The sequence below is a fragment of the Alteribacter aurantiacus DSM 18675 genome (assembly GCF_000429705.1).
Lineage (GTDB): Bacteria > Bacillota > Bacilli > Bacillales > Salisediminibacteriaceae > Alteribacter > Alteribacter aurantiacus.
Genome location: NZ_KE386941.1, coordinates 678,698 through 696,001, shown reverse-complemented (window position 1 = coordinate 696,001; position 17,304 = coordinate 678,698). Strand labels below are relative to the sequence as shown.

22 protein-coding genes and 2 riboswitches are annotated in these 17,304 nt (G+C 41.7%); of the genes, 2 read left to right on the top strand and 20 right to left on the bottom strand.

The window, feature by feature from the left end:
• Window positions 1–13: 13 nt before the first annotated feature.
• Genes G476_RS0106750 through G476_RS21405 form a run of 5 tightly spaced genes read right to left on the bottom strand, consistent with a single transcriptional unit; the run spans window position 14 to window position 2,564 of the window.
• Entirely contained in the window at window positions 14–208 is a 195-nt protein-coding gene (locus G476_RS0106750) for a DUF1657 domain-containing protein (RefSeq protein ID WP_026689426.1), read from the bottom strand.
• Window positions 209–225: 17 nt separating this feature from the next.
• Window positions 226–576 (bottom strand): stage V sporulation protein AE, encoded by a 351-nt coding sequence (gene spoVAE / locus G476_RS0106745; RefSeq protein ID WP_026689425.1) that lies wholly within the window; start codon window positions 574–576, stop codon window positions 226–228.
• Window positions 576–1,595, bottom strand: a complete 1,020-nt coding sequence (gene spoVAD / locus G476_RS0106740; RefSeq protein WP_026689424.1) for a stage V sporulation protein AD — start codon at window positions 1,593–1,595, stop codon at window positions 576–578. The genes spoVAE (G476_RS0106745) and spoVAD (G476_RS0106740) overlap by 1 nt, the downstream gene beginning before the upstream one ends.
• Before the next feature lie 3 nt (window positions 1,596–1,598).
• A complete protein-coding gene (spoVAC, locus tag G476_RS0106735; RefSeq protein WP_026689423.1) occupies window positions 1,599–2,078 on the bottom strand; it encodes a stage V sporulation protein AC in 480 nt (159 codons plus the stop codon).
• 12 nt (window positions 2,079–2,090) lie between these two features.
• Window positions 2,091–2,564: a YhcN/YlaJ family sporulation lipoprotein gene (locus tag G476_RS21405; protein ID WP_051314687.1), complete on the bottom strand. Its 474-nt coding sequence runs from the start codon at window positions 2,562–2,564 to the stop codon at window positions 2,091–2,093.
• Between the two features lie 189 nt (window positions 2,565–2,753).
• On the opposite strand from G476_RS21405, the gene G476_RS0106720 reads away from it, so the two are divergent.
• Window positions 2,754–3,464 (top strand): DUF421 domain-containing protein, encoded by a 711-nt coding sequence (locus tag G476_RS0106720; protein WP_026689422.1) that lies wholly within the window; start codon window positions 2,754–2,756, stop codon window positions 3,462–3,464.
• A 44-nt stretch (window positions 3,465–3,508) separates the two neighbouring features.
• On the opposite strand, the gene G476_RS0106715 is transcribed toward G476_RS0106720, so the two are convergent.
• The 3 genes from G476_RS0106715 to G476_RS0106705 form a co-directional block, all read right to left on the bottom strand.
• Entirely contained in the window at window positions 3,509–3,967 is a 459-nt protein-coding gene (locus G476_RS0106715) for a DUF3907 family protein (RefSeq protein ID WP_026689421.1), read from the bottom strand.
• 66 nt (window positions 3,968–4,033) lie between these two features.
• Window positions 4,034–4,612 (bottom strand): SMC-Scp complex subunit ScpB, encoded by a 579-nt coding sequence (gene scpB / locus G476_RS0106710; protein WP_026689420.1) that lies wholly within the window; start codon window positions 4,610–4,612, stop codon window positions 4,034–4,036.
• Window positions 4,602–5,366, bottom strand: coding sequence for a segregation/condensation protein A (locus tag G476_RS0106705; protein ID WP_026689419.1), 765 nt, complete (start codon window positions 5,364–5,366; stop codon window positions 4,602–4,604). The genes scpB and G476_RS0106705 overlap by 11 nt, the downstream gene beginning before the upstream one ends.
• Window positions 5,367–5,514: 148 nt before the next feature.
• Here G476_RS0106705 and G476_RS0106700 point away from each other — a divergent pair, with 148 nt between their 5' ends.
• Window positions 5,515–6,036, top strand: a complete 522-nt coding sequence (locus G476_RS0106700) for a DUF309 domain-containing protein (protein ID WP_026689418.1) — start codon at window positions 5,515–5,517, stop codon at window positions 6,034–6,036.
• Window positions 6,037–6,054: 18 nt separating this feature from the next.
• Here G476_RS0106700 and G476_RS0106695 read toward each other — a convergent pair whose 3' ends face one another.
• From G476_RS0106695 to spoVAC (G476_RS0106640), 12 genes are all read right to left on the bottom strand, one after another.
• The gene (locus G476_RS0106695; protein ID WP_026689417.1) at window positions 6,055–6,402 is read right to left on the bottom strand and encodes a GNAT family N-acetyltransferase; all 348 of its coding nucleotides are present in this window, start codon (window positions 6,400–6,402) and stop codon (window positions 6,055–6,057) included.
• 15 nt (window positions 6,403–6,417) lie between these two features.
• Window positions 6,418–6,888 carry a 6,7-dimethyl-8-ribityllumazine synthase gene (gene ribH, locus G476_RS0106690; RefSeq protein WP_026689416.1) on the bottom strand — a complete coding sequence of 157 codons (471 nt, stop codon included), beginning with the start codon at window positions 6,886–6,888 and terminating at the stop codon, window positions 6,418–6,420.
• Window positions 6,889–7,184: 296 nt separating this feature from the next.
• Window positions 7,185–8,384 carry a bifunctional 3,4-dihydroxy-2-butanone-4-phosphate synthase/GTP cyclohydrolase II gene (locus G476_RS0106685; RefSeq protein ID WP_026689415.1) on the bottom strand — a complete coding sequence of 400 codons (1,200 nt, stop codon included), beginning with the start codon at window positions 8,382–8,384 and terminating at the stop codon, window positions 7,185–7,187.
• Between the two features lie 66 nt (window positions 8,385–8,450).
• Entirely contained in the window at window positions 8,451–9,104 is a 654-nt protein-coding gene (gene ribE, locus G476_RS0106680; RefSeq protein WP_026689414.1) for a riboflavin synthase, read from the bottom strand.
• Entirely contained in the window at window positions 9,104–10,192 is a 1,089-nt protein-coding gene (ribD, locus tag G476_RS0106675; protein ID WP_026689413.1) for a bifunctional diaminohydroxyphosphoribosylaminopyrimidine deaminase/5-amino-6-(5-phosphoribosylamino)uracil reductase RibD, read from the bottom strand. Before ribD ends, ribE begins: the two co-directional genes overlap by 1 nt.
• Window positions 10,193–10,405: 213 nt before the next feature.
• A riboswitch (FMN riboswitch) is annotated at window positions 10,406–10,558 on the bottom strand.
• 314 nt (window positions 10,559–10,872) lie between these two features.
• Window positions 10,873–11,310, bottom strand: a complete 438-nt coding sequence (locus G476_RS0106670; protein WP_026689412.1) for a peptidylprolyl isomerase — start codon at window positions 11,308–11,310, stop codon at window positions 10,873–10,875.
• A 246-nt stretch (window positions 11,311–11,556) separates the two neighbouring features.
• The gene (gene lysA, locus G476_RS0106665; RefSeq protein ID WP_026689411.1) at window positions 11,557–12,888 is read right to left on the bottom strand and encodes a diaminopimelate decarboxylase; all 1,332 of its coding nucleotides are present in this window, start codon (window positions 12,886–12,888) and stop codon (window positions 11,557–11,559) included.
• A 132-nt stretch (window positions 12,889–13,020) separates the two neighbouring features.
• Window positions 13,021–13,198, bottom strand: a riboswitch (Lysine riboswitch).
• 183 nt (window positions 13,199–13,381) lie between these two features.
• Entirely contained in the window at window positions 13,382–14,878 is a 1,497-nt protein-coding gene (locus G476_RS0106660; protein WP_026689410.1) for a spore germination protein, read from the bottom strand.
• Window positions 14,878–15,441, bottom strand: coding sequence for a stage V sporulation protein SpoVABEA (gene spoVAEA / locus G476_RS0106655; protein WP_026689409.1), 564 nt, complete (start codon window positions 15,439–15,441; stop codon window positions 14,878–14,880). Before spoVAEA ends, G476_RS0106660 begins: the two co-directional genes overlap by 1 nt.
• A gap of 8 nt (window positions 15,442–15,449) precedes the next feature.
• On the bottom strand, window positions 15,450–15,800 hold the full coding sequence (gene spoVAE, locus G476_RS0106650; protein WP_026689408.1) for a stage V sporulation protein AE: 351 nt from the start codon (window positions 15,798–15,800) through the stop codon (window positions 15,450–15,452).
• Between the two features lie 5 nt (window positions 15,801–15,805).
• Entirely contained in the window at window positions 15,806–16,822 is a 1,017-nt protein-coding gene (gene spoVAD, locus G476_RS0106645) for a stage V sporulation protein AD (protein ID WP_026689407.1), read from the bottom strand.
• A 13-nt stretch (window positions 16,823–16,835) separates the two neighbouring features.
• The gene (gene spoVAC, locus G476_RS0106640; RefSeq protein WP_026689406.1) at window positions 16,836–17,300 is read right to left on the bottom strand and encodes a stage V sporulation protein AC; all 465 of its coding nucleotides are present in this window, start codon (window positions 17,298–17,300) and stop codon (window positions 16,836–16,838) included.
• Between the last annotated feature and the right edge of the window lie 4 nt (window positions 17,301–17,304).

Genomic DNA, 17,304 nt, shown 5'->3' with positions numbered 1-17,304 from the left:
TGTAAACGAGTGTTTAATTTCCTTCTAGCTTTAGCTTTTGCACTCTTTTTCCCAATTCATCAGCCATTGATTTTGTTTTTAATGCTCCCTCGCGAAAGACATCGTGTGCCTCCTCGTCTGACGTTTCTATTTGAAGATTATTTAAGCCTGTACCAAGAGATTGTAACGAAAGATAGCAGTCTTGAACGTACTCCGACTCTTTATTCATTTTCTTTCACTCCTTTTTTACCCCTTAGGACGGAAGATGAGGGCCGCTATAAATCCAAAAATAATGGCCGAAGATATACCTGCACTAGTTACTTCGAAAATCCCGGTCACAATTCCGATTATTCCATGCTGATTAGCTTCTGCAACAGCACCGTGAACAAGGGCGTTACCAAAGCTTGTAATCGGTACTGTGGCACCTGCTCCTGCAAAATCAATCAACGGTTCATACAGTCCTAATCCATCCATAACAGCACCTGCTACAACCAATGTACTCATGGTGTGCGCTGGGGTTAGTTTGGCTACATCCATAAGCAGTTGACCAATTACGCAAATCGAACCACCTACTACAAAAGCCCAAAAGAACGTCATCATTGACTTTTCACCTCTCCTGCTTCGATAGCTACAGCATGGGCAACACATGGAATCGATTCATGTTGTTGAAAGGTAAGCGGTGATAAAAGGGCACCAGTTGCCACAATTAAGATGCGTTTTAGCTCGCCCCGCTTCATTCGATTTAAGAGGTGACCATACGTCACTGCAGCTGAACAGCCTGCTCCACTTCCTCCTGCGAAAACAGGCTGATTTTCTTTATATAAAAGCAACCCACAATCTTGAAATACATCGGGGGATATGGGTGTCCCTTGTTGTTCGAACAAATCCAACGCAATGGATCGACCGATTTTTCCTAGATCTCCCGTTACGATTAGATCATAATGATCGGCGGAAATACCTAAATCTTTTAAATGAGCTTGTATCGTATCCACTGCAGCAGGAGCCATTGCCGCACCCATGTTGTAGGGATCACTCATGCCCATATCGATCACTTTGCCGATCGTCGCTGAAGTCACGACAGGACCATCACCATCTCTTGTTAAACAAGCCATTCCTGCCCCGGTAACGGTCCATTGAGAAGTAGGTGGTTTTTGAGCACCATACTCTGTAGGGTAACGGAACGTTTTTTCTACAACCGCATTATGACTGGATGAACCAGTCACAACAAGGTTGGCTCCTTGATAATTCATTACATATGCAGCAAGGGCTAGCCCTTCCATCGACGTAGAGCACGCACCGAATAATCCGATGTAGGGAATACATAACGTCCTGCACGCAAATGACGTCGTTGTAATTTGGTTCGAGAGATCCCCTGCGAAAATAAACTGAACATCATCAGGTTTCTTACCAATTTTATCGAGAGCTTTTAACGCAGCATCTTCAAAGATCTTTTTCTGCGCTTTTTCATAAGAGTCCTGTCCACACCACATGTCTTCATGAATAATATCGTAATCATCAGACAACCTTCCGTTTCCTTCAAAAGGACCGACAACAACGCCCGTTGAAGCAATTACAGGTCGTTTGTCAAACGTCCATGTGCGTTTACCTGCTAGCATCGTTTATCCTCCTTCTATCCCGGTAAGTGTAAGTATCAAAGCGATCACAAACGCTGCAAATGTACCAAACACGATGACAGATCCCGCTAATTTAAACATGTTCCCTCCAACACCAAGAACATAGCCTTCTGTCTTATGTTCAATAGCGGCAGATGCGATACTATTAGCAAAACCTGTAACTGGAACAGCTGTCCCTGCACCTGCAAACTGGGCAAATCGATCATATACACCAAAGCCAGTCAAAAGGACAGCAATAAAAATGAGAGTAGCTACAGTTGGGTTCCCTGCCGTTTTTTCCGTAAAATCAAATTGATACATGTAAAAAAGCTGAATGGCTTGGCCGATCGTACAAATAAACCCTCCTACAAAGAAAGCTTTAATTACATTTTTTATTACAGGTCGTTTTATTTCATGCTTTTGCGCCGTCAGTTGATACTTTCGTTGTTCTGGCGTTAGTTTTTGAAGCTTGTTTTTCTTTCCCACTGAACTCTCCTCCTATCCTTTCATGTCATCTTCAACTTCTTTCAAATCCGTTTTTAAATCTGCTTTCTTCACTCCGTCTTTGGATAATTTTTTCTCTAGCTTTTCCAAGTCTGAGGAGATCTTACTGTCCGTTGTGATGTGAACATTTTCTTTCGGGTATTTGTTGCTCACTTTTTTTTGAGCGTCGCTTCTGATTCTTTCCAAAAAGAAACGGTCAAACCCCTCAACCGTTAGGGCTAAATAAATATCGTTATCCACTGAAGCCCCACGAACTTTTTTCACTTCTTTTATTGTCGCCACTTCTTTTTTTGCACCGTCTGCTTTTGCCTGACTTACCGTGCTTTTATCTTCAATATAGGTCACTTCGGCTCCGCTTTTCGCTTTTGCTTTCTCCTTGGTTTGATCAGCTCCACCGCACCCGAAAGCAAGAGAGAAACAAAGAGCAATCACCACAATGATAAACATGGATTTTCCTCCATTGAACACTACAAGCCCCTCCTTCTTCATTTCTTTAGTATGAAAAGCCTTAAAAGAAATATGTAAAGATGCTTATTTCCTTGTTAGCTTTAGCTTTCTCAAACCTTTGAAATTCATAAATGGAAAAGGTTAGTGTATCGAGTGTTTGTATGAAGACATAATAAAGGGAAATGAACGTTGCATTGTGAGGTCTTTGCATTGAACACTACTTTTCCTTCGTTAACCTTTGAACTTATTGTCGGCTTTTTTGCCTTATTGGTTCTGACGAAAGTGCTAGGGAAAACGCAGATTAATCAACTTACACCATTCGATTTTATCTCAGCGCTTGTGTTGGGAGAATTAGTGGGGAATGCTATTTATGACAAAGAAACCGGGTTGCATTATGTCCTCTATGCCATAACGTTGTGGGGAGCGTTTATCTATTTTATCGAGTTCATTACACAAAAATGGAAAAAAACAAGATCTCTTTTAGAAGGAAAGCCGGCCATTGTGATTCGAGAAGGGATCATTGATCGTGATCAACTCAAGAAGAATAAATTGGACCTTGACCAACTTCAGCATTTATTAAGAGACAAGGATGTTTTTTCTTTTAAAGAAATTGAATATGCCATCCTTGAGCCAAATGGAACAGTCAATGTGCTAAAAAAAACACCTTTTCAACCCCTTTCTCAGCAAGATCTAAATAAACAATCACAGCTAAAAGCCACCCTTCCCATTTGCATTATCAGTGATGGACAATGGGTGGAACAAAACGTAGACCAAACACCCTTAACAACCGAAAAATTAAAAGGCATGTTTACAAAAGAAGGATTACAAGTCAAAGACATCATTTACGGTGAATATAATCAAGACGAACCCCTTTATCTTCAGATCAACCACTATCCCTTCATAAAAAATATCAGTGTATAAAAAAAGCACGAGCCTCTACATTCTTTAGACGGCTCGTGCTTTTTTTATTCCACTTCATAATGTTCTATTTCTTCTCTCAGTTGTAACAGGTTGACTTCAAGCTTCATAAACAGTGCTTGTATTTGATCAGGAGGATTGTCTCTAAATCGGATGACTGATTCATTTTGATAAGCTGCACGGCTCTCTTCATACCATGCATCTTGACGAGGTTGGAAAAAAGCTTCAACACACCAGTGGAAGATCCAATGCAACGTTTTTTTCGCTACAGGCAGCCTGAACGTTCCTGCAGACAAAACCATTCTGCACCTTTCAGCCCCCTCATCAAAAAACACGGATAGTCGTCTCAAATCATCTAATAAAACCTCTACAAAGCTTTTTGCACGATCACCATCGGTTAACATTTCCACAGTTACTCGATTTAAAAATTGACGAAGCTCTTTCGCGCTGGCCGAAAGTCTTTCTTCAGTGAATAAAAGGTGGTCTCTCACAACGTTATCAACCATAATAACCTCCTCGACACACTATAGTACATTCTATGATGCCTGTACTAAATGATGTCACGGTTAACGCTAAATTTGCTCTTGGAATTTTTCAAAGAAAAGGTCTGCTTCACCTTCAATATCATCTTCTTCCACATCCTCTGGTAACGGGGGAAGCTCTTCTATTGAGCGAAGCCCAAAGTGCTCCAAGAACTCTTTCGTTGTCCCATACAAAATCGCTCTTCCAGTACCTTCCACTCTTCCAACCTCTTTAATCAACACTTTTCCTTGGAGGGTTCTGACCGGTCTCTCGGACTTCACACCTCTAATATCCTCAATTTCAACCCTGGAGATCGGCTGTTTATACGCGATGATGGCTAGCGTTTCAAGAGCTGCTTGTGACAACGTAGCAGTTGTAGGAGATTGTACAAGCTTTTTAAAGTAATCTGCATGTTCCTCTTTCGTTGTGAGGATGTAATTCCCTCCCAACTCTACGATTTGAATGCCTCGCTCTTTTTGTTTAAATTCTTCTGTAAGAATGTTTACTTGGTCCTTTATTGTTTCCTTATCTTTTTGAAGGACAGATTCAAGTTGGGAAAGCTCAATTCCCTCTTCTCCTGAGACGAACAGTAATCCTTCAATAATGGCTTTCATTTCATTATTCGTCAATCGTTAACACCTCTTTTTGGTAAACAACAATGTCATTAAAATTCCCGTCTTGTGTACAACCGATCATTTTCGACTTCATCAATTCCAAAACGGCAAGAAAAGTAACGACCTTTTGGGTTCTAGAACGGTCATCAAATAAAGCTGTAAAAGTGATTCTTCCTTCCAATGATTCTAATCGCTGAATAATTTCCGTCATTCGTTCCTCAATCGGCACTTCATCTCGATGCACTTTAGAATAAATAGGCTTTGATTCTTTTTTCCGTTTCACAAGCTTTTGGAAAGCACTGAGCATGTCGTACAATGAAACATCCACATTGGCATTTTCTTTGCTCTCGTCTTCAAGAAGAGGAGTTAAGTCGGCAGCAGGTTTGGAAAACAACCGACTTCGTTTCACTTCTTTTTCTTTTAACTCTCCTGCAGCCTCTTTATACTTTTTATATTCAATCAGTCTTTTCATAAGATCATCTCTAGGATCATCTGCATCGTCCATAATATATTCTTCTTCGTATAGCTCTTCCTCCTGCTGAGGTGGCAATAACAGCTTGCTTTTCATCTCTAGAAGAGAAGCAGCCATTACGAGATATTCACTTGCTATGTCTAACTGAAGCACTTGCATCGTATGTATATATTCCATGTACTGGTCCGTGATCTGGGCAACCGGGATGTCGTATAAATCCAAGTCGTTTTTTTGCAAAAGATGCAAAAGTAAATCCAACGGTCCTTCAAAAGAGTTTAATTTCACGCTATATTGCATTCTGCATTCACCATTTCAAGTTTATTCTTGTAGCATTATATCACACAAAGAATCGGTACGCCTCGTATATTAAGCACTAAAACGTTTGATTACAAACCCTTTCTAAGTGTATCGTAGTAAAAGAAACCGTTTATTTTGGGAGGTATGTATGAACCATTATCCGCGTGCTTATATTGAATACTTGATTTACTTTCAAGGAGAAAGAGACTTATTTGAATGTCATGAAGTAATGGAAGAGCATTGGAAAAAAGACAAACAACGTCACTGGCTCGCCCTCATTCAACTCGCTGTCGCTCTTTATCATCAGCGTCAGGGAAATCATGCTGGAGCGAAAAAACTAATCTCCAAGGTTGTTTTCATGGTCAGTCAAGATCCTCACAAGTATGATGAATTAGGCATGGACTACAATCATCTTTATGTATCACTTATCGCGTTAGAAAAGAAAATGAAAGCGAGTGCCCCCTACACCCCGTTTAATATTGAATTAAATGATAAGCAGTTAGAAGCGACTTGCAAGGAGATTTGCAAAGAAAAAGGTCTAAATTGGAAGGGACAAGAAGATCACTATGATCCTAATTTGGTTCTTAAACACAAAAAAAGAGATCGTACCGATGTGATTCAAGCAAGGAAATCCAGTTTGATCCAAAAGAAAAAAGAAAGGGAGGCTTAGACCTTCCTTTCTTTTTCTTTAATCATTGCAATCATTACAAGAGGAAAGAAATGAACTAGTAGACTTTGTTGGGCAAAGCTCATATCCCGTGTAAGCTTCCAATTCTCTCACAATTTTCTTTCCGATTCCCTCTTCACGGTACGACGGATTAACACACAAATGTTGTAAATAGACCGTTTCACCGTCTTTTTCAATACCCACGACTCCAATAATCGCTTCTTCTTTCCACAAATACAGTTGCCAGTTATGATTATTTTCATATTGACTCATCGTATTTTGTAATTTTTTCACTTTCTTTTCGTGCGGGGTATAAGACAGTAAACCCATGGCTATTTTTTCGTAATCACGATGGTAAGGAATAATCATACGGTTCCTCTTTTCTTATCCTTCAAGCGTTTTTGTCAGGTTTGCCATTTCAATAGCGGCAACAGCTACTTCCCATCCTTTATTGCCAGCTTTAGTACCCGCTCTTTCAATTGCCTGTTCAATTGTTTCGGTTGTTAATACACCAAAGATCACCGGAATACCACTGGACATGGCTGCACTGGATACGCCTTTTGCAGCTTCTGCACAAACATAGTCAAAGTGTGGGGTAGATCCACGAATGACCGTTCCAAGAGTGATGACAGCATCATACTTTTTAGAATCAGCCATTTTTTTAGCGATAAGGGGAATCTCAAATGCACCTGGTACCCACGCAAGGTCAACATCCGCCTCATCAATACCATGTCGTCTTAGCGCATCTTGTGCTCCACTTAAAAGCTTACCTGTAATAAATTCGTTAAAACGCCCTACTACGATACCAACTTTAAGTCCTGATGCTACTAATTGTCCTTCATACACGTTTCCCATATTATAACGCCTCCTGATTTTATTTTCCTTTTACAATGGGGTCTCATCACATGAGCTCCATAAGTTAAATTAGCTCTCATTATTTAAGAGGTCTTTCTTCTCCATCACTCTTATATGTATAAACGGAACATACACCATCGACAAGCAGTACTTCAAGTCTTATTATTGTTCTTCACTCACATGGATCGATTTTGGTAGGGCAGAAGTGTTTAAGTGTATTGACCAAACACTTCCTCTGTGCCCCATCCTCATCGATTGTCCTGACGATCAACGTCCCGTCTAAAAAGAAGTGACTATTATAAGTGGAGCATGTGACCTAACTTATCTTTCTTTGCTTTTAAATAACGTTCGTTTGCTTTCGTGTGGGGGAGCTGAAGTGCTACTCGATCCACGACTTCCAAGTCATATCCTTTTAAGCCTGTAATTTTACGAGGGTTGTTTGTTAATAACTTCATCTTACTTACCCCTAAGTCACGAAGAATTTGAGCTCCAATTCCATAATCCCGAAGATCCGGCGCAAACCCAAGCTTAGCGTTTGCTTCAACTGTATCAAGACCTTCTTCTTGTAGTTTATAAGCTCTCATTTTATTTAACAAGCCTATACCTCGGCCTTCTTGCCTCATATAAAGGAGAACCCCTTCTCCAGCAGCTTCAATTTGCTCTAAGGCAGCATGAAGCTGAGGACCACAGTCACAACGTTCAGAAGCAAAGACGTCACCGGTCAAACATTCCGAATGAACCCGGACAAGTGTTGGCTTCTCTGGATTGATTTCCCCTTTAACGAGGGCAACATGCTCTTTACCGTCTACAATATTAGAATATCCTACTGCCTTGAATTCACCGAATTCTGTAGGAAGAGTAATTTCCACTTCTTTTTTCACAAGCTTGTCTTTTCGATTTCTGTATTGAATCAAGTCTTTTATTGTGATCATTTTCAGATCATGTTCATCTGCAATTTTCCTTAAATCAGGTACTCTCGCCATAGATCCGTCTTCTTTGATTATTTCACAGATGACACCTGCCGGCTCGGACCCGCACAACCTTGCTAAATCAACGGCAGCTTCCGTATGACCTGCCCGGCGCAATACACCACCGTCCTTTGCAATCAAAGGGAAAATGTGTCCAGGTTTTTTGAAATCAATTCCCTTGCTGTGAGGATTTATAAGGGCTTGGACGGTAGCAGCCCTTTCATGTGCAGAGATTCCTGTTGTTGTCGATTGATGATCGATACTTACAGTGAATGCTGTACCATGTGGATCCGTATTGTGGTCTACCATTGGTACGAGGTCCAACTCTTCTGCACGACTTTGAGTAATAGGTGTACACACAAGTCCACGGCCGTGAGTAATCATAAAGTTGATTACTTCTGGAGTGGTTTTATCTGCCAGTGCAACAAAGTCCCCTTCATTCTCACGGTCTTCATCATCACATACAATAACCATTTTACCTTGCATCAAGTCATAAATTGCTTCTTCAATAAGATCAAATTTGATCATAATTTCACGACCTCTCTTTTATAATCCATGTGTCTAAAGGGGGTCTTTCTTATCTGTCTTGTTTTATTAGAACCCGTGATCTTTCAAGAACGATTCTGTCAGTTTATCGGATGCATCTTTATCGGTATTTTGTGACCTCGATAGGAGCTGATCCATATACTTTGCGAGCATATCCGTCTCAATATTGACGATATCTCCAGGACCTTTTGAGCCAATAATCGTCTCTTCCAAGGTGTGCGGAATAATCGAGATTAAAAAAGAAGTAGCATCCACTCCGAAAATGGTTAAGCTTGTTCCATCTACTGCAACGGAACCTTTCATCATCATATGTCGCCTGAGGTGTTCATTGACTTCGATTTCATAATAAACGGCGTTTGCTTCTTTTCGCTTTGATCGAATTGTCCCTACGCCGTCCACATGTCCTGTTACGAAATGTCCGCCGAAGCGACCATTCGCTCCCATAGCACGTTCAAGATTTACAGACGAGCCATTGGAAAGCAGTTTCAAGCTTGTTGCCCGGACGGTTTCCGGCATAATATCGACTGTAAATGATTCATCATCAAAAGAGGTCACCGTGAGACAAACACCGTTAACAGAAATACTGTCTCCAAGCTTGGCGTCCGTTAAAATATGGGGAGCTTTTATTCTCATGACAATTGCTTCTCCTGTTTGACGAATCGATTGAATTGTTCCTTTTTCTTCTATAATACCCGTAAACATCAGCTTTCCTCCTTCACTGCCGTTATCTTTAAATCCTTGCCGATCATAGTAACATCCTCAATTCTCAAATCTACACAGTCAGACAGTCTCTCAATACCAATCCCAGCATAGGACGAATAACCATTGTCGCCGCCGATCAATTTGGGTGCCATGTAAACGATGACTTTGTCAAAGAGGCCAGACCTTAAAAAGCTGTCGTTGACTCGTCCGCCTCCCTCAACTAATAATGACGTCACTCCTTGATTTCCTAACACGGTTAGTAAATCATCCACTTCTATTGTGGCAGAAGGAAGAGAAAAGACAGGTACGCCCATAGATTCAAGAGCTGTCTTTTTTTCAAAGTCATACTTGTGGCTCGTAATGACCCATGTAGGGGTCGTTTTGTCGGTCACAACGACACTATCAAGTGGAATCTTAAGGGTGTGATCAAGGACAATCCTGATCGGATGATTTCCTCCACCAGGCAAACGAGTAGTAAGAGCCGGGTCATCAGCAAGAATAGTGTTAACTCCAACCAATATCCCATCATTTTGGTGTCTAAGTCTATGAACATCAAACCGGGCATCAGGACCTGTAATCCATTTGCTTTCTCCTGTTGACGTTGCAATCTTACCATCAAGACTTGTAGCTGATTTTAATGTGACAAAGGGGCGATTTTCTTTTAGAAAATGGAAGAACGTCGTGTTTAATTCTCTTGCTTCCCTTTCCATAACCCCTTCATCAACCAAAATACCCGCTTTTCGTAACTTTTCAATCCCTTTGCCTGCCACTTTAGGATTAGAATCTTTCGTAGCTACAACGACTCTTGCCACTTGTGCCTCAACTAAAGCATCCGCACACGGAGGTGTTCTTCCGTGGTGGGCACAAGGCTCGAGCGTCACGTAAATAGTAGATCCCTTTGCCTCATCTCCCGCCATCGCTAGTGCATGCTTTTCCGCATGGGGCTCACCTGCTTTGAGATGGGCACCTACCCCTACCACTTGGTTGTTTTTAACAATAACGGCACCTACTACAGGATTTGGGGAGGTTTGCCCTTCCGTTGACTTGGCAAGTTCGAGAGCTAGTTTCATATATCTTTCATCGAGCATACTCTTTCACTCCTGGAATGTGTTAAGCACGATGGCCTCGTGATTGTCTATAGTATAAAAACAAAAAACCTGAAGGATGAACCTTCAGGTTTGGTCTAAAGTAAACAATGAGAAAGAAGCCCGCGTGAGCCGAAATGGACATTCTTGCAGAAAATTCTGCACGTGTGTAAAAAGACACACTGGTGCCATGACAGTTTTCACCGGTTTTTTCACTGTTTCCTTCTCCCATCCAGACTATACTGTCGGCTCCGGTTTCTCACCGAATCCACCGTTTCGTGCTTGTGCATAAAACGGGTCACGGGCTTAGGGTGCGAGATGCACCTCATCACCGCCGGTTGGGATTTTCACCCGACCCCGAAGGAAAATCGTTTTCGTTTTGTATAGTATATCACAAAACTTTCTGGTGTGGTCGAAATATGCACAAAAACGGAAGCGTTTACATTTTTGTGTGGAATTTTCCGGCTTTTTGTATGGTTTAATAGGGCATCCGGGGTGTAATTCGCCGGTAATTGAGTATAAATGTAAGTTAAATACACCTTGCCAAGATGAGTTTGTGATACCTGAAATCCTCGTTACACGGCGAACGAAACATACGATGGTGAAAATGCGAGTTGTGGAGATCTTACTCTTGCAAATGAGAAAAGGGCTCCATATCGCAGGAGCCCTTTTACAAAACTTAATTACTCTTCGTTAAAAACACGAACTTCTTGCATGACATCCCCAGCTTTGATATCAAGTACTGCTTCAATGCCCTCTGTTACCTGTCCAAAAACAGTGTGAACACCATCCAAGTGAGGCTGAGGTTCATGAACGATGAAGAACTGGCTGCTTCCAGTATCCTTCCCGGCATGAGCCATTGAAAGGGTTCCTTGTACATGTTTATGAGGATTTCCTTTCGTTTCACATTTGATTTGTTTATCGCTGCCGCCTGTTCCGTTCCCAATTGGGCATCCCCCTTGAGCTACGAAACCTGGAATAACACGGTGGAATGTTAAACCGTCATAAAACCCTTCGTTAGCAAGCTTTTCAAAGTTTTCAACAGTACCTGGTGCTGCCTCAGGATAGAACTCAAGAGCAAGTTTGTTTCCATTGTCTAAAACGATTGTTCCTTTTTTCATTTTAATCGTCCTCTCTTCTAAAAAAGTGTATGTACCAACCTTGTCCATTTTACTATAAACGAGCTCGAAAAGAAATGAAGGTGCCTAAAACGAGGGAATTGACGAATCCTTTAGGCACCTTTTGATGTGTTATGTGGAGCGAGGGGTAAGCTAAAACAGATTGAAGGCACGTTTAAACAGGTTAATGTTTAATTTAAACAGGTTAGGTGCTGCTTTAAACAGGTTAGCCAAATTCGTTCCTATAAATTAACTGAAAACCTTCGTTTTCGTTTGGATTTTCTTCCAAGGACGATCGAGTTGAGTCATGTTCGCATAAGTCTCCCTTTCAATGACACAGTGATCTTCCTCTTGATCGAGAAATACAACTGCCGGTCGTTGAATTCGATTATAATTGTTCGCCATGGAGTAACCGTAGGCTCCTGTAGATAAAACAGCGAGAATATCGCCTTGTTCAAGCTTTGGTGTTTGAACATCCCAAATGAGCATATCACCGGATTCGCAACACTTCCCAGCAACAGACACTGTTTCTGTTTTTTCTTCTGCTGCCTTATTGGCAGCAATTGCTTCGTATTTTGCTTGGTACAAAGCCGGACGAAGGTTATCTGTCATCCCACCATCAACAGAGATGTAATCGCGAATCCCTGGTATTGTTTTTCTAGACCCGACAGTATAAAGGGTGGTTCCCGCTTCACCAACAAGGGCACGACCCGGTTCAATCCATATTTCAGGAATCGGGAAGTTCCCTTCCTTTGCATGTTCTTTCACTTCTTTTACCATTGCTTGAACATATTCCCCTAGTGGTAAAGGTTCATCACTCTCGTTATAGCGGATCCCGAATCCCCCACCTAGGTTCACAACTTTAGGTGTAAATCCTGTATTTTCTCTCCAAACTTTCAAATGACGAAAGACTTCATTAACAGCGGAAACAAATCCGCTCGTTTCAAATATTTGTGAACCAATATGGCAATGAACGCCCAATAATTCAAGTCGCTCTTCTTGATCCACCATTTGAATCGCTTTTTCAGCTTGACCGCTCGTAATATCAAATCCGAATTTTGAATCTTCTTGGCCTGTGCTAATGTATTCGTGTGTATGTGCCTCGACACCAGGGGTAATACGCAACAACACTTTCATTTCAGAATTCAACGCTTGGGTTATTCCTGTCAACCAAGTCAACTCGTGAAAATTGTCAACCACAAAGCACCCAATGCCTGCTTTAACAGCCATTTCAATTTCATCAGGCGATTTGTTATTTCCATGAAAATGGATCCTTTCCGGCGGGAACCCTGCTTCCAGTGCCGTATACAATTCACCACCTGAAACAACGTCCAAACTTAGTCCAAGCTCATCCATCAGCTGAACGATCGCTACACAGCTGAAAGCTTTACTTGCATAGGCTACTTGATAATCAATGCCTTCCTGTTCGAATGCTCTTTTAAATTCATTTGCACGATCACAAATGTCCTCAACATCATACACATACAGGGGCGTACCATATTTCTCCGCCAAATAAGTTGTATCTACGCCGTTTATTGAGAGGTTCCCTTTATTGTTTACCTCGTGGTTTTTCGTTTTCATCGTCCATGTCCCCCTCAATCACTGATAATTTATGTTTCAAATATCTATGCACTCCGTCAAACAAATAATAAAAAAAGGTAATTAATGCATGGATGCACTAATTACCTTTGGATGGCTCATTTGTCCTTTTATCATCCGGATAGTGCTCCACTACTAATGTAGTGACAGTGCGTTGTTTTTTCAACAACACCCCAGAAAGATAAAACGATGGAGTTTTCATCTTTCTTCGGCAAATTGACCTTTCCACTGTCGTCACCGTGCTCCAACACTCGGACAGCTTACTCATTCTTTTTGCTCCTCTACCTCATGACTTACATGAGAAATATGAAGTTTGTAATATCTTTATTCCAAATAACTTAGTCAAAACTTTACCACACTTCTTTTTTGGGAGCAAGTAATTTGATGTAACAACCTACGAAAAGAATGATCCATTAACCGATAGTGATCATAAAGAAACCCATAAGGCATTAATCCTTACGGGCTCACACTAAGTTTATGTTTTCGATTTTGCTTGTTTAACCGATTCTTGAGGATGAACGATGCTTGGACGTTTCATTTTCATTGGAACGGCCTGACGCATCACAATGTCCATCAAGGCTTTAGGATAAAACGGTAAGAACGGCCACATGTAAGGAACGTTCAGGGATTTAATTGCTGCAAGAGATAAGAATAAAGCGGTCGTTCCAATAACGAATCCTTGAACCTTGAATAATACTACAGCCACCAACAGCCCAAGTCTCATAACCCGAAGAGCGATACTTAGTTCATAACTTGGCGTAGCAAACATCCCGATTGCACCTACTGCTACATAAAGGATTACTTCCGGTACGAATAACCCTACTTCAATCGCAATTTCACCTATGAGTAAAGCTGCAACTAACCCTAGGGCGGTTGCAAGTGGTGAAGGGGTATGGATGGCCGCCATCCTGAGAAGTTCAATCCCCAGTTCTGCCAGTACGATCTGCAAAAAGATTGGTACATTTGTTGTTTCATCAGGACCGATATATTCGTATCCTTCAGGCAATAAACTCGGTTCCACAACCATTAACAACCATAGAGGCAAGATGAATAATGAAAAGGCAATGCCTGCAAAACGTACCCAACGCAAGAACGTTCCGATAAAAGGCGCTTGCCGGTATTCTTCCGCATGTTGAACATGATGAAAGAAAGTAGTAGGTAAGATCATGGCACTAGGTGATGCGTCAACAATAATCACCAAATGCCCTTCTAAAATATGCGTAGCCGCTACATCCGGCCTTTCAGTGTATCGCACTAAAGGAAACGGGTTGTTTCCTTGTTTCACTATGAATTCTTCTACAAGCTTATCAGACATGGTTAATCCGTCGATATCGATTCCTTCTAGCTCTTTCTTTACGACTTTAACCAAGTTTTCGTCTACAACACCTTCAAGGTAACAAAGGCTAATATCCGTTTTGGATCGCCTTCCTACTTGCATGATTTCGTTCCTTAAACGTTCATCCCTAATCCGTCTTCGTGTTAGAGCTGTATTTTCAATAATGTTTTCCGTGTATCCGTCCCGGCTTCCTCTTACTACCTTTTCAAGATCAGGCTCTTCCGGACCTCGACCAGGATATTTACGAACGTCTACAATAATGGACTGGGCTTCACCATCGATAAAAATAGAGATAAGTCCGGAGAGCATTTGACGAATGGCATCATCTAATGTGTCCACATGCTCTACTTGCATATGGGCCAAATGATTCTCAATTTGGTCTCGAACATTGCTTTTCTTTTTATCCGCTACGTCAATAAACATTAATTCTCGTAAGAGTTCAATAATGTATTGTGTATCACATAAGCCATTCACAAAATAAAACTGTACTTCTTTGTCCAGAATATGTAGTTTCCTTACACCGACATCGAAACTCTTTCCGATGCCAACACGCTCTTTCATCCTTCGTTCATTGTCGATGATATTACGTGAAACGGGATGATCAACTTTAGATAAATCTTCATGCCTATCCGCCATTATGGATCGCTCCTTTCCAAGATTGTTTTTATAGCTTGCGTCGTAATAGGGGCTCCTTTATCAATAGAATCACGCCCTCCCATTTTGCCTAAGTCTCCAACCCCAATTACAATTGGGATGTCAACTTGATCGAGAACATACACTGTATCACCACGGATGCGCCCGATTTCAGTATCAACAATCCCGTCTTTGTCCACCCCATACTCCGTAAGTTCTCCATTTCTATCAATGGAAAAGTTCACTTTTGCCCATTCATGGGAATACGATTGTGATGCAACCGCTATGGCACCAAGAATAGTGAGGTCAGGGTGTTGGCAGATTGTAAGAAGGGCCTTCTCTCCAGGTCCCTCCTCCGGGTACCCACAATCATCAAATAAGACAATCACAGGGTCTCCAGGGCATTCCAAAACGAGATCAACAAGCGCTTCACCAGTCAAAGGGCTTGGGTTACCTCCTGATTTAGAAATACAAAAGCAATGTAGTTTTTTAGAAGCTCGCTCAACTGCCATTCGAGCTGCAGTATCTCCGTCAGTGATTAATATAACCCGCTTTTTCGTTCCCATCCCTTTTCTCACCCCTTAGGCTTAAAAATTACACTTGCTAAAAATCCAAATAAAATAGCAGTTGAAACGCCAGCGGAAGTCACTTCAAAAATACCCATTCCTATTCCAAGAAACCCGTAATGCTCTGCCTCCGTCATGGCACCATGAACAAGGAAATGTCCAAAACTTGAAATGGGTAGAAGGGCTCCCATACCCGAAAAATCGATCAGTCTGTCATATAAATGAAAGCCGTCAAGAAGCGCTCCTCCTATTACAAAACCACCCATAATATGAGCAGGAGACCATTTCCCAATATCCATGAAAAGTTGACCTATAAAACAGAATAAGCCACCAACTAAAAAAGCTGAGAGATACTCCATGTGCTTTATTCCTCCAAACCATCCGCTAATTCAAATTCAACTGCATGAGCAATGCATGGAATGGTCTCTTTTTGTCTCGTTGTTAAAGGGTTAAACAGAGCGCCGGTTGCTATGCACAACACTTTCTTCCAATGCTCACTTCTCATCTTGTGAAAAACGTAACCATAGAGGACTAGGGCACTACAGGCAGCACCACTTCCACCGGCAAATCCTTCAGGATGGTAGCCAAAGATTGTGTTACCCCCATCAAGATAACGGTCGGTAATATAGAAGCCGTCTTCTTCACATAGTTCAAGAAACTGTCTCGAGCCAAACATGCTCAAGTCACCTGTAATAATGAGATCATAATCATTTTCCGTTTTTCCTGTTTCTTTTAAATGCTTTTTGAACGTATCAAATGCAGCCGGTGCCATCGCTTGCCCCATGTCCAACGGATCTTTCATTCCCCAGTCAACCACTCTTCCAATTGTCACCGAGCGAATGGCGATTGGACTTCTTTTAGTCGAAACAAGGGCCGCTCCAGCACCCGTTACTGTCCTCATTGCTGTTTTCGGATGCTGCTTTACGTGCTCTAGAGGTAGGCGAAATTGCCTTTCCACGGCACCGTAATGGCTCGATACTGCAGTTAATACCCGACTCACCATCCCTGATTGAATGGACATTGCTCCAATCGCGATCCCTTCCATTGAGGTTGCACACGCACCAAAAACCCCTAAATAAGGCCACGGGTATTCCCTTGCCGTGTAATGGCTTGTTACATTTTGATTTAGGAGATCTCCAGCGATAAAAAGCCCCACATCATCGACTTGGGTTGACTGTTTACCGAGACAAAGGGTAACCGCTTCTTTCATTAGCGCTCTCTCAGCTTTTTCCCATGTGCTTTCCCCGCAATATAAGTCGCTAAAAGATTTATCTAAAAACCGACCAATCGGCCCTAGTTTTTCTTTTGGACCAGAAACGCTAGCGGCGGCTTCAATGTATACCGGATTATTAAACATCCACGTTTGCTTTATATCTTTCATCACTTGTCCTCCGTTAATTGATCAAGGTTTCAATCAATACTCTTATAAATGAAACCAGATAAGCAGACACAACCCCGAAAACGAGAACCACCCCTGCAATGCGAAACATATTGCCCGTTACTCCAAACACAATCCCTTCCGCTCGCGCCTCCATCCCACTGCTTGTAACCGAATTCGCAAACCCAGTTACAGGCACGATGAGACCTGCTCCCCATTTTTCACTCCACTTATCAAACACACCAAATCCAGTAAGTAAACAAGCAAAAAAGATGAACGTAGCCAAGACGGGATTGACAGCTTCTTTTTCCGTCAAATCAAACCAAATCATGTATCTATTAAATAGCCATTGACCGAGAACAGCCAATGCGCCTCCTACAAGATAGGCGATGAGTGCGTTTTTTACCCACGGACGGTCGGACGTCATTTTCTTGCGACGTTCTTCAAACCTGTCTTTCATGATTTGTTCATTTGTCTTCATTTAC

Bases quoted from the DNA above. Each gene is read 5' to 3' on its own strand.
- spoVAE (WP_026689408.1), bottom strand. From the start codon at position 15,800: ATGGAGTATCTCTCAGCTTTTTTAGTTGGTGGCTTATTCTGTTTTATA.
- spoVAE (WP_026689425.1), bottom strand. From the start codon at position 576: ATGACGTTCTTTTGGGCTTTTGTAGTAGGTGGTTCGATTTGCGTAATT.
- G476_RS0106695 (WP_026689417.1), bottom strand. From the start codon at position 6,402: ATGATTATTCCTTACCATCGTGATTACGAAAAAATAGCCATGGGTTTA.
- G476_RS0106705 (WP_026689419.1), bottom strand. From the start codon at position 5,366: ATGCAATATAGCGTGAAATTAAACTCTTTTGAAGGACCGTTGGATTTA.
- ribE (WP_026689414.1), bottom strand. From the start codon at position 9,104: ATGTTTACGGGTATTATAGAAGAAAAAGGAACAATTCAATCGATTCGT.
- ribD (WP_026689413.1), bottom strand. From the start codon at position 10,192: ATGCTCGATGAAAGATATATGAAACTAGCTCTCGAACTTGCCAAGTCA.
- ribH (WP_026689416.1), bottom strand. From the start codon at position 6,888: ATGGGAAACGTGTATGAAGGACAATTAGTAGCATCAGGACTTAAAGTT.
- lysA (WP_026689411.1), bottom strand. From the start codon at position 12,888: ATGAAAACGAAAAACCACGAGGTAAACAATAAAGGGAACCTCTCAATA.
- spoVAD (WP_026689407.1), bottom strand. From the start codon at position 16,822: ATGAAAGATATAAAGCAAACGTGGATGTTTAATAATCCGGTATACATT.
- G476_RS0106700 (WP_026689418.1), top strand. From the start codon at position 5,515: ATGAACCATTATCCGCGTGCTTATATTGAATACTTGATTTACTTTCAA.
- spoVAC (WP_026689406.1), bottom strand. From the start codon at position 17,300: ATGAAGACAAATGAACAAATCATGAAAGACAGGTTTGAAGAACGTCGC.
- G476_RS0106660 (WP_026689410.1), bottom strand. From the start codon at position 14,878: ATGGCGGATAGGCATGAAGATTTATCTAAAGTTGATCATCCCGTTTCA.
- G476_RS0106715 (WP_026689421.1), bottom strand. From the start codon at position 3,967: ATGGTTGATAACGTTGTGAGAGACCACCTTTTATTCACTGAAGAAAGA.
- spoVAD (WP_026689424.1), bottom strand. From the start codon at position 1,595: ATGCTAGCAGGTAAACGCACATGGACGTTTGACAAACGACCTGTAATT.
- G476_RS0106685 (WP_026689415.1), bottom strand. From the start codon at position 8,384: ATGATCAAATTTGATCTTATTGAAGAAGCAATTTATGACTTGATGCAA.
- G476_RS0106670 (WP_026689412.1), bottom strand. From the start codon at position 11,310: ATGAAAAAAGGAACAATCGTTTTAGACAATGGAAACAAACTTGCTCTT.
- G476_RS0106750 (WP_026689426.1), bottom strand. From the start codon at position 208: ATGAATAAAGAGTCGGAGTACGTTCAAGACTGCTATCTTTCGTTACAA.
- spoVAEA (WP_026689409.1), bottom strand. From the start codon at position 15,441: ATGGGAACGAAAAAGCGGGTTATATTAATCACTGACGGAGATACTGCA.